This window comes from Streptomyces sp. NRRL F-6676 (assembly GCF_000725625.1).
Classification (GTDB): Bacteria; Actinomycetota; Actinomycetes; order Streptomycetales; family Streptomycetaceae; genus Streptomyces.
Window position 1 is genome coordinate 116,710 of record NZ_JOHS01000011.1, and the last position, 9,753, is coordinate 126,462.

General features: G+C 67.3%; 11 protein-coding genes and 1 tRNA gene. 2 read left to right on the forward strand and 10 right to left on the reverse strand.

The genetic code is table 11. From position 1 onward, the window contains the following. Positions 1-106: 106 nt before the first annotated feature. From IO29_RS11315 to IO29_RS11340, 6 genes are all read right to left on the reverse strand, one after another. The gene (locus tag IO29_RS11315) at positions 107-490 is read right to left on the reverse strand and encodes an RRQRL motif-containing zinc-binding protein (RefSeq protein WP_030382326.1); all 384 of its coding nucleotides are present in this window, start codon (positions 488-490) and stop codon (positions 107-109) included. Then, positions 487-1,134 carry a GGDEF domain-containing protein gene (locus tag IO29_RS11320; RefSeq protein WP_030993916.1) on the reverse strand — a complete coding sequence of 216 codons (648 nt, stop codon included), beginning with the start codon at positions 1,132-1,134 and terminating at the stop codon, positions 487-489. Before IO29_RS11320 ends, IO29_RS11315 begins: the two co-directional genes overlap by 4 nt. After that, positions 1,131-2,180, reverse strand: coding sequence for a DUF2637 domain-containing protein (locus tag IO29_RS11325; protein ID WP_030382324.1), 1,050 nt, complete (start codon positions 2,178-2,180; stop codon positions 1,131-1,133). Before IO29_RS11325 ends, IO29_RS11320 begins: the two co-directional genes overlap by 4 nt. Next, entirely contained in the window at positions 2,177-2,446 is a 270-nt protein-coding gene (locus tag IO29_RS11330; RefSeq protein WP_030382323.1) for a DUF6284 family protein, read from the reverse strand. The genes IO29_RS11325 and IO29_RS11330 overlap by 4 nt, the downstream gene beginning before the upstream one ends. Positions 2,447-2,970: 524 nt before the next feature. Beyond that, positions 2,971-3,354 carry an HIT family protein gene (locus IO29_RS11335; protein ID WP_199806855.1) on the reverse strand — a complete coding sequence of 128 codons (384 nt, stop codon included), beginning with the start codon at positions 3,352-3,354 and terminating at the stop codon, positions 2,971-2,973. Continuing rightward, positions 3,351-3,680, reverse strand: a complete 330-nt coding sequence (locus IO29_RS11340; protein WP_033225098.1) for a hypothetical protein — start codon at positions 3,678-3,680, stop codon at positions 3,351-3,353. Before IO29_RS11340 ends, IO29_RS11335 begins: the two co-directional genes overlap by 4 nt. A 777-nt stretch (positions 3,681-4,457) precedes the next feature. Between IO29_RS11340 and IO29_RS11345 the strand changes: the two genes are divergently transcribed. Further along, on the forward strand, positions 4,458-5,465 hold the full coding sequence (locus tag IO29_RS11345; RefSeq protein WP_030382321.1) for an NsdA family TPR-like regulatory protein: 1,008 nt from the start codon (positions 4,458-4,460) through the stop codon (positions 5,463-5,465). Here the strand turns inward: IO29_RS11345 and IO29_RS11350 are convergent. The 3 genes from IO29_RS11350 to IO29_RS11355 all read right to left on the reverse strand — a co-directional run bounded on the left by IO29_RS11350 (position 5,449) and on the right by IO29_RS11355 (position 8,036). Further along, the gene (locus tag IO29_RS11350; protein ID WP_078618482.1) at positions 5,449-6,237 is read right to left on the reverse strand and encodes an NUDIX domain-containing protein; all 789 of its coding nucleotides are present in this window, start codon (positions 6,235-6,237) and stop codon (positions 5,449-5,451) included. The two genes, IO29_RS11345 and IO29_RS11350, sit on opposite strands and share 17 nt — an antisense overlap. 144 nt (positions 6,238-6,381) lie before the next feature. Then, complete coding sequence (locus IO29_RS36495; protein WP_078618481.1) at positions 6,382-6,882, reverse strand: DUF4411 family protein; 501 nt, start codon at positions 6,880-6,882, stop codon at positions 6,382-6,384. Then, positions 6,882-8,036, reverse strand: coding sequence for an ImmA/IrrE family metallo-endopeptidase (locus tag IO29_RS11355; RefSeq protein WP_030382320.1), 1,155 nt, complete (start codon positions 8,034-8,036; stop codon positions 6,882-6,884). Before IO29_RS11355 ends, IO29_RS36495 begins: the two co-directional genes overlap by 1 nt. Before the next feature lie 1,057 nt (positions 8,037-9,093). On the opposite strand from IO29_RS11355, the gene IO29_RS38480 reads away from it, so the two are divergent. Continuing rightward, positions 9,094-9,174, forward strand: a tRNA-Tyr gene (locus IO29_RS38480). Positions 9,175-9,272: 98 nt separating this feature from the next. Here IO29_RS38480 and IO29_RS11360 read toward each other — a convergent pair. Beyond that, complete coding sequence (locus IO29_RS11360) at positions 9,273-9,458, reverse strand: DUF1918 domain-containing protein (protein WP_030382319.1); 186 nt, start codon at positions 9,456-9,458, stop codon at positions 9,273-9,275. Between the last annotated feature and the right edge of the window lie 295 nt (positions 9,459-9,753).

A 9,753-nucleotide genomic window follows, 5' to 3' on the forward strand; every position in this document is an offset into this window, starting at 1 on the left:
GGAAAGGCGGGGTCCGTCCGGCGCTGTGGAAGGTGAGCGGACGGACCCCGCCGGGAGAACGGGGCGAGTAGGCGCCGGGCGAGCCATAGGGCTCGCCGTGGCACCCTCAAGCGGCGCGCTGTTCCTCGTAGTTGGCACAGCTCACGCAGGTGCCGAGCACGGTTGGGATGACGTATCCGGCGTCCCGGTGGCACTGCGGGCAGGTGCGGCGGGCGCTGTTGGCAGCGGCGAGCGCGGCCCACCGGCCCGGCGTCATCGGACGCACGGGCAGGGCCAGGTCGGCGCGGTACAGATACGCGGTGAGCGGGCCGCGCCGGCGGCGCGGTCGCAGGAGCTGCGCGGCGATTTCCTGCCCGCCGGGGCGCAGTCCGCGGGCGCGCAGTTGTCGACGGGTCGCCAACCCGTCGGGCGCGAGTTTCCACGGGTAGGTGGGCAGGCCGAAGCGCTCGCCGGTCGGGTCGTAGCAGTCGGCGAGCGTCAGCCGCGTCACGCCGGGACCGCGCCGACGGGGGAGTCGGTGCGGGCTCCGTGGCGGCCGGCGCGGCGCCCGGCCAGGGTGGCGAACAGCCGACTCATGCCGGCGCGGCGGGCGCCAGTGCGGGACTGCTTCGCCGCGTACATCGCTTCGTCCGCGCGGCGCAGCAGGGCAGGCAGTTGCTCGCCGGGGAAGTCGGCGGCGCGGACCCACCCGAGCGAGACCGTGGTGCGGACGGCGGGGTCCTGGCCGTCGACCGGCCGGGCGAGCACCGCATGCAGGACGGCGAGCGTGTCAGCGGCGGTGCCGTCATCGAGCAGGACGGCGGCGAACTCATCCCCTCCGAGCCGTCCGGCCACCCCGGTGCGGCCCACGTGGTGGGCGAGCCGGTGCGCGGTCGCTTGTAGCAGCGCGTCCCCGACGGCGTGGCCGAACGTGTCGTTGATGTATTTGAAGCGGTCGACGTCCGCGAGGATGACGACGGCGCGCGGGTCGCGCAGCAGGGCGGTGGCGCGGCGAGTGAAGCCGTCGCGGGTTCGCAGCCCGGTGAGCGGGTCCCGGCGCGCGGTGTTCAGGCAGCGATGCAGCCACCGCACGTGTGCGAGCCAACCGGCGGCCAGTGGCAGCGTGGCCAGCAGGAGAGTGGCGAGCGTGCTCATGCGGCCACCTCCGCAACCTCGCGCTCCGGAGCCGTCTCCGGGCCGTCGACACCGGCCGTGGGCGCGGGGTCGGAGCCCGGGCCGGTGTCGGCGCGGTCGGCCTTGAGCGTGTCGCGCAGTCGACGGGCGTTGGCCTGCGACACGTGCAGCGTGGTCCGCAGCCGCTCAGCGGTCACGTCCGCGTCCGCCCAATCGGCGGTGAGCGTGCGAGCCTCGCGCAACGTGTCCTCGAACGTGCGCTGCGTCTTGCCCGCGCTCTTGCCCCTGCCGGTCGGACGACGACGCGGGCGCGGCTTCGACTCCTCGGTCGACGGCGTCGGCTCGACCGGGGGCACTGGGGGAGCGTCCACCGGGGCCGACTGGGAAGCGGCCGGGGTGCTGACGTCGACGGGGGCCAGCTCACCCATGCGGAGCATTACGCGCTCGCGCCGCGGTGTCTTCCACCGCCACAGCGGGCCGAACTGCTCGCGCAGCTCCGCCCGGGCCAGTAGCCGTTCCCGCTCGCAGGCGAGCGCGACGCCGTAGGAGGTGACCTCCCACAGTGTCATGCGCCGCCACAGCGCGAACGTCGACACCGGGGCCAGCAGCCACCGGGAGCGGCGGATCTTCTCCATCCGCCGGCCGGTGGCGGCACCGATGCGGACGGCGTAGACGTGCGCGCCGATCTCGGAGAAGACAACCCACAGCAGCGGCATCGTGCCGTGCGCCACCTTCGCCCACATGCCCTGTCCGGCCGCGACGTTCAGCCCGCACGTGACCAGGGTCAGCGCCCACGGCACGAAACGGACCCACGTAAGCGCCATGTCCAGCCGGATCAAGAGCAAGTTGGCCACGGTGAACACCGGAATGGCCACGTCGATACCGACAGGCAGCATCCAGGGCTCAGCGAACCCCCACCGCGCCGCCGCAGCCGACACCGCGTCGAACGACGACACCAGCCCCAACGCCCCGACGCCGGCCGCAGCCAGCGCCCCGAGCCCGGCAAGTCCCATTTCCGGGCGGGTCAACGGCGGCACAGCCGCCCGCTCGATGTCCGCAGTCCTCATGCGGCACCGCCCCGCGGGGCCGCAGCCCGGTTGGCGAGCGCGCGCCGCGCGGACAGCACCCGGCGCCGGGCCCGGCGCAGCCGGCGCGCGTCCACCTCGGACGGGGCCCGGTCCATCGTGACGATCTGCGCGTCGAGCAGCTCGACGCCGGCCAGGATCACCGGCATCTCCCGCTCGATGGCATCCAACTCCGCGGCCGTCGGCTCGCGGTCGATACCGTCAACGGCCACCGAAGCAGCCATCTGACGTGCGAAGATTTCCGACATGGGTCGTGGTTCCTCTCGCAAGGTGGCAACGGCCCGAACAGCGGTCCCGGTGTTGCTGCACCGGGACCGCGCACCGTTGGAGTGAGGCCGCGCGGTGACGCGCGGTGTGACCGCGGGGAAGCGGTCGAAGCGCCCCGGCCGGGAGTCGAACCCGGCCTGCGACCATCGGGGCGGTAGAACCAGCGGCCGTTCAGGCCGCGTGCGGGTGCGGACGGGGCGGACGAACGGGCAGCGGCGGCTTGGTGCGCTCGTGCTCGGCAGCCATCAACGGCCGCCCCGGGCACGGGCGTTGTCCTCGCTGCGCTTGTTCGCCTCAGCCGCCTTACGGGCCAACTCCGCCCGCTCGGCGTCTGTCAGACTGGTGACCACAGGTGCCTCCATCTCAGGTGCCTGTACCGCGCCGTCCGGAGTTGCCTCTCCGGGCGGCGCTCTCGTGTGGAACCCCTTCGGCTCCCCGCGCTCCCACCCGTACGCCTTTGTGCGGTGCATGGGGCGGACGGGTGGGAGAGGCAGCCGACGCGGTTTCAGGCGGCGTGGTCGTGCATCTGTTGCGGAGTCCAGGGCAGCGGCAGTTCGTCTCCCGCGTGGCGCGGGACTACGTGCACGTGCAGGTGGAACACGGTCTGTGTGGCCACGGCGCCCTTGGACGTGATGACGTTCGCGGCGGGCAGCGCCCCGGCCAGCAGCGCGGCGCATGCCATCGTGCGGGCGGATACCGCCGGGTCCTGTCCCACGTCGTTGACGTGAGTGTGCGGGATGACCAGCACGTGCCCCGGCGTGACCGGGGCCAGCGGGCGGATGGCGACGACGTCGTCCCACCGCCGTACCAGGTCCGCCGGGGCACTGCCGGCGACGATCGCGCAGAACACGCAGGGACCCTCTACGGCCGCCGAATCGGGCGCGCTCACCACGGCAGCCCCTTGAAGGCTCGCTCCCGCATCTCCTCCATCTGCGCTCGCTCCCGCTCCTGCCGCTCCCGGGCCCAGCGCTCCTTCGTCTCGCGCCGCTCCGCCTCCCGTGCGCGCCGCTCGGCTTCCTTCTTCGCTTCTCGCTTGCGCTGTTCAGCTTCCTGCTTGGCCAGGGCGTAAGTGGTCTTGAACGCCTCATCGGAGCGGGTCTGCCAGTGCTGCTCGCTGTCCTTCATGCCCCACTTGCGGGCCCGGTCGGCCGCTTCCATGTCGGCCCGGCAGGCGCGGGCCGCCTCTGCGGAATTGCTGAACGTGCGACGGAACATCGTGTGTCCTCCTGAGCTGGTGTGTTCGGGACTGTCCCGACTCCCCGCACCCCCGCCCGTACGGCCTCACGCTCACAGCGCGGGACGGACGGGCGGGAGAGGCAGCCGGCGCAGCATCAGCGCTGCGAAGCCAGAGGTGGACCGAAGTGCTGCACAGGCGCCGACGGCCGGTCCGTACCGGCGGCGCCTTGGGTCTTCGTCGTATGCACATGGGGTCTCTCATTGCGTGAGAGCGGAGGTGAACAGGTCTCCTTCGGGAACACGAGCTCCCGTTTCAGGCGTGTGGAGATGTGACCTTTCGGTCTAAGCCCTCCCGAGTGCAAAGGGTCGGGTGCGCCCTCGGCCCGCTCTGTCCCGGGCCCCTTGGCGCTGCGTTCGTGAACGCGGCGCCCGTTGATGCACACGACAGCCCGGACGCGAGTCCGTTAACTGGTGCGCACCAGTAGATTGCATCTGGTGCGCGCCAGAGTCAAGGTGGTTCGCCGAATCGGGAGGCGTTCACCCTGCTGCGGTGCCTCTCCAGAAGACCTCTCGGAGGGGGCCGGTCGGTAGCCAACAAGGCTTAACTTCGGTCCTGTTAAGGCCTGTTGACCTGCGGCAATGTGCGGCATGCTGAGAGGGTCAGTGAAGGCACCCACCGCCGGACGGTGATCTGTGAGCGCAGGACTTCGAGGCGCGCGGACGGCGCGCGGCTGGTCTCAGGAGCGGTTGGTTCGTGAGATCGAGCGGTACGCGCGGCAGAACGTCACGGGCGTCGCGTCGACCGCGAGTTTGCGGGTGTACGTGTCCGAGTGGGAGAACGGCAAGCGCACCCTGTCGGACCGCTACGCGGCCATCCTGCGGAAACTGCTCGGGGTCACCGATGCGGAGCTGAGGGATAGCGGCCCAGCGCCGGCGGTCCCGTCGGCCGACGGATACGACGAACTGCTCAGCCGGATCGATGCGGCCGGCAGCGTCGGGGCGCCCATGGTCAAGGCGTTCAACGACCAGACCGAGCTACTGCGCACGATGGACCGGCAGATGGGTGCGGCCGGTCTGGTCGACCAGATGACGGGCCACCTTGCCGCGCTGGAAGACGCACTCAACTTCGCCGTGCTGCCCGCCGCGCGTCAGCCCGTGGCGCTCGCCCTCGCGGGCGCGTCGACCCTCGCGGCGTGGCAGGCAATCGACTCGGGGGCGGTCGAAAGAGCGTGGCGGCACTACGAACTGGCCAAGCGGGCGGCGCGCGATGCTGAGGCTCCCATGTACCTCGCGCACGCCATGGCGGAACAGGCGTACGTGCTCTGTGAGGCGGGTCGGCCGGCGCTCGGGGTCGACCTGGTCCGCGACGCGCAGCGCACTGTCGGCCGGTCCGGCTCCGCTCGGCTCCGGGCGTGGCTGTACGCGGCGGAAGCGGAGATGTGCGCGTACGCCGGCATGCCGGACGACTGTCGGCGCGCACTCGACGCCGCCATGAACACGATCCCGCCGGGCCCGGAGGACCGGGACCCCGACATGCTGAGCATCTTCCTGAACGGCGTCCACCTCACCCGATGGCAGGGCAACGTGCTCGCCTTGCTCGGCGACGTTGACGCGGTCACGAGCCTGTACGGGGCGCTGGAAGCCATGGACCCCACCTTCGTGCGGGCCCGGGCCGGTCTGCACACGGACCTGGCGCACGCGCACCTGACGCGAGCCGAGTACGACGACGCGCACACCCACTTGCGGCAGGCGCGACTGTTGGCGAGCCGCACCGGTTCGGTGCGGCAGCGCCGTCGCGTCGACATGCTCAGCGCGCGGTTGTGATCCCCTGTGCGCGCCGGTTGGCCAGGATGTGGAGCAGGGCTACGAGGGTGCCGGACCCCATGAGGTCACCGCGGGCCATGAGCCCCGGAACGTCTGCCAGGGGAACCCACTCGATGTGGCCGGCTTCTTCGAGGTCGGTCGGCTCGCCTACCTTCTCCGCCCCGTGGCCCACGAAGATCTCGTGAGGCGAGTCGACCATGCCCACCATGGGCTGATACGTGACGACGTGTTCCAGGGACTTCGGCCGCCACCCCGTCTCTTCCACGACCTCTCGTAGCGCCGTCTCCGCCGGTTCCTCACCGGCGTCGACGATGCCGCCCGGGAGCTCCCAACCGAACTGTTGGGGCACGAAGCGGTACCGCCACATCATGAGTACGCGGTCCTGGTCATCGAGGACGGCGGTTACGGCGACATGGTGCAGCTTGACGACATGGTGCTCGAACGGCTCCATGCCGGGCGGTTCCACGTCCCAGAGCTGGAGCTTGACCCACCGGTTGTCGTAGAGGTCGCGCTCACCATGGATCTGCCACGGCTCCACTCCTTCCGGCCGCCCGACGCTGACAGCGCCCGGCACCCGGTATGAGCTGCGCCCCCGCACCTCCAACGCACCTTCGGCAACGAGACGGGCCAGCACTTGCCGCAGTGCCGTCCGACCGATGCCGAGTTCCTCAACCAGCGCGCGTTCCGAAGGGAGCTTGCCGCCAGCGGCGTACTCGCCTGCGGCGAGCCGCTCCCGAAGCGTCTCGTAAACCTTGGCCGTCTTCGGTCCCATCCGCGGAGCACTCTCCGTTCTGAAGTGGTGCGTACCAGCGTAGCGGACCAGAGACACGTCACCTCCGGGCTACTTGTTCTTTCCGGACCTGACGTTTGTCCGGCTAGAGGGCCCCAGTGGCTACGACATGAGTGGAGAGCAGTCTTATGAAGCTGTGGGAAGCTGGAGGTCGAGTCGCACATTGGTGCTGCGGAGCATCATGAAGGTGTTTGCGTACCCGACTCCCATGGCTTGGCAAGCGTCGGGGATGAGTACGCGCTTTCTTGCTTCAGGGCGCGGTTGTTCGTGAGTCACGAGTATGTGACTGTGAGCAGCCGCATAGGCGACCAAGAAGAAGTCGGCAGCATTGGTCAGGAACTCTTGGAGAGCGGCTGCTGTGTACTTCTTTGACTGGGCCCAAATGGTGAGTGGGCCGAAGTGTGACGTGGTATCCGAATCGATCGGTCGAAAAAAACCGGCATGATTTCGCGCCCATGTGGCTAGCTCATCATCTCCGTCGATGAGTTCCTCGCGGACGGGTTCAATGCTGCATACGATGTTATTTGTGTGAGCGTAGTCGAGCCACGTCCAGAATCCCGGCGCTATATCGAAGGCGTAGTAGCGATTCTTTGCCTCGATGAGCACATTGGAGTCAACAAGATACATCAAGCAGCTCCAATTTTCTCAACGAGATTCTGAAACGTTTGGTGCTTCTTGGTTCCTAGCAGTTGGTAGGCATCCCTGAACTGGGTCCCACCTTCAAGCGTGTCGGTGATTACGGCGCGGGCGAATTGGCGACTGAGTCGCAATGGGTGGGTATTGTAGAAGTCGCCTCCAGAACTGCCTTCGCCAGCCTTTAGCAGAGCCATCACTCTACGCAACTCCGCTGCATAACGCTGCTGGTAGTCGTCCCATGCCAGGAACCCGCCGTCGAAGATGCGTTTTAGTACTACGAGGGTGCTGACCCGGTAGCGGCGGGCAAGGCGGCTCAACTCGGGCAGTGTTGGGTCGCCGCGGAACTCCCTCCGCAGGTCCGCCATAGGAACAAGCGCTTCCGCTGCAACACGGTTGCACCATAGTTCTGCGTCGTTGTCTGTCCGCTTTGCCAGAGCGGCGTCAGAGAGGGCACTCTCTCCTAGGAAAATGTGGGCCAACTCGTGGACCATGGTGAAAATTTGCGCTGCTTTGGTGTCGGCTCCGTTGATGAAGATCAGCGGCGCGATCGCATCGGTCAACGCGAAACCGCGAAACTCCCTTGGGTTCAGCTTGCGGTGAGTGTCCGCTCCCACGATTCCGTTCACCATGACCAGGACGCCAGCGCTCTCGATTCGATCGATAAGCCCACGCAAAGCCTCTTTCCAGGTTGTGAAAGAGCTGCGATCTTGGATTTCGAATCGTAGCAGTCGCCTGATGCTTGCAGCTACGGCTGTTGGTTCGTTCGAAAGTCGAGCGGAACCAACAAACTCCAGATCCGGATATCCGTGAGTGTGGGCATATTCGCGATACCACTCTTGTCGCGACTGGCATGAATAAATGGTGTCGAGCAAGTCTACCGACGGACGGGATACGGATTGATTTCTGATTGTCCGCATGTCCGGAATTGGGATGGATTCTTCTGGAGGGCTCGGTAGAAACAGCGAACCGATTGGAGTATGTGTTGCGTCAGCGAAATCTTGCAACTGCTTCAGTGTTGGGCGGATGCGACCGTCGACCCACGCGTCAAACCGCGGCACGCGCCTGCTGATCACCTCGCTCGACCAGCCGGCCCTCTCTACTGCCCAGCGCAACAGCGCAGGCTCAACCTGCACGCGAACAGACACGCAACTCACCTCCCCCCTGACCCTAGATTAGGTACCAGAGTGACGCTTGCGTACTCTACGTTCAGTTACAGAAGGGTCACTGTGGTTCGTCACTGCCCAGGCGCTGCATCGGTTATGCGAATCGCTTGGAGTCTGCTGGCGACGCTGGTCGGCATCCAGTCAGGGTGGCCTCAGGAGCCATAGCTCCGCTTGCCGGGTGGTTCCGTACGATGGCAAGCGCGGGCAAAGCCGCAGGTGGAAGACGGTTGGGCGAGCTTGCTTTACGTGGACGGTTTCTACAGTTCCGTAGCCAACGGCCGGGGGTGACGATTACGGAGCGTGGACAGGGCTCGGGGGGAAGGGCTGTGAGTGACCAAGCGTTCGAGGACGCCTGTCGTGCCTGGCGATCTTCGCTGGCGACGCTGCTGGGCGACACCTCACTGTTAGCGCGGTGGCAGGAGCTCCGCTATCAATTCGCTCACCGAGTGGGAACCCTGCTGACCGAGATACGCGGTGACAGTTCTGCCATTGCGGGCCCGGTGCTCTACGGAGTGTTCACGTCAGGCGCAGGGCTCTGCTACGTAGGGCAAACGCAGGAGGCCGAACGCCGTTTGAGGGACCTTCCAGTGGGAGAGAGCCATCACTTGGCCAACACTGTGCCCCCCGAGGTCTGGGAGAAGGTGGTTGTGGTCCGTTGGCCGCTGCTGCTCTCCGAGGCACCACGTACCGAGCAGTTGGAGGTCGAAGCCATGGGGTCAGCGGTTTGCGGACTTGCCCTGGAGCACGTACTTCAACTGGCAACAGCTCCTCCGCTGAACAGCCGTCGGCGGCGCACTGCCGGAGATTGGCAGCCTCGTGACCTTGTGCGTAGCCGTTCCCGCGGTGCCATTCATTCGCAACGGATACCGGAACTGAGTCGACTGACCCTCGCGGCCTGGAACGCCCTTTCAGAGGCAGAGGCCCCGAGTGGGGCGGCGGTAGTTGCCACTGGGGCTGGCAGAGTGGTGTTCCCGTCGGCACTGCACGAACCGCCTGGCAGTGGGGCATGAGTGGGGCGAGTGAGTCCTGGTCGGGACAAAGCGCAGGTGGGGAGGCAACCCTCGCGCAGACTGTAAATCTGCCGGCTCAGCCTTCCCAGGTTCGAATCCTGGCGCCGCCACACGATGGAAAGGGTCTGTGACCCAGCAGCAATGCTGGGTCACAGACCCTTTCGTCGTTCGGGGCAGGTGTGGGGCAGCTGTCGCCCGGACCGCAGGATCAGACCTTGGGCTTGATGACGGCATCAGGACCCGGGAAGACCAGGTCGTGATGCCCGTCGGGGTACATCACCAAGTAGGGCGGCGCCCCGTCTTGCCCACGGATCTCGATGATCTCGGCCGCGTAGGCCTCTTGCCCGACCTGATGCTTGTAGACGTACACCAGGTCACCGACGTTTGCGTGCATATATGTGTGACTCCCTTCATATCCGCTGTTGTCCTATTGCTCCCTGCCCCTCCTGCGGCTGGATGGCACCAGCAACCCGGCCCTACCACCCATTGGATGCCGTAGTCCCTGGACCGCGCGCCGCCACGGCAACCTTCTCCCGCCCCCGGGCCCCGCTTGGTGGGGCCGCTCAACCAGCCTGCACGCCGCTGATCGACCGGACAGCTCCTAGTAGTGCTTCGTCAGGTTCTGGGCTGTCTGCGGCTTCTCCGAGGGCGGGGCAGGGGTCGTCCGCAGGTGGTGCAGGTACCGGTCC

Excerpts from the sequence above, each read along its gene's own strand:
- IO29_RS11320 (WP_030993916.1), bottom strand. The coding sequence starts at position 1,134 with ATGAGCACGCTCGCCACTCTCCTGCTGGCCACGCTGCCACTGGCCGCC.
- IO29_RS11325 (WP_030382324.1), bottom strand. The coding sequence starts at position 2,180 with ATGAGGACTGCGGACATCGAGCGGGCGGCTGTGCCGCCGTTGACCCGC.
- IO29_RS11330 (WP_030382323.1), bottom strand. The coding sequence starts at position 2,446 with ATGTCGGAAATCTTCGCACGTCAGATGGCTGCTTCGGTGGCCGTTGAC.
- IO29_RS11340 (WP_033225098.1), bottom strand. The coding sequence starts at position 3,680 with ATGTTCCGTCGCACGTTCAGCAATTCCGCAGAGGCGGCCCGCGCCTGC.
- IO29_RS11350 (WP_078618482.1), bottom strand. The coding sequence starts at position 6,237 with ATGGGACCGAAGACGGCCAAGGTTTACGAGACGCTTCGGGAGCGGCTC.
- IO29_RS36495 (WP_078618481.1), bottom strand. The coding sequence starts at position 6,882 with ATGTATCTTGTTGACTCCAATGTGCTCATCGAGGCAAAGAATCGCTAC.
- IO29_RS11360 (WP_030382319.1), bottom strand. The coding sequence starts at position 9,458 with ATGCACGCAAACGTCGGTGACCTGGTGTACGTCTACAAGCATCAGGTC.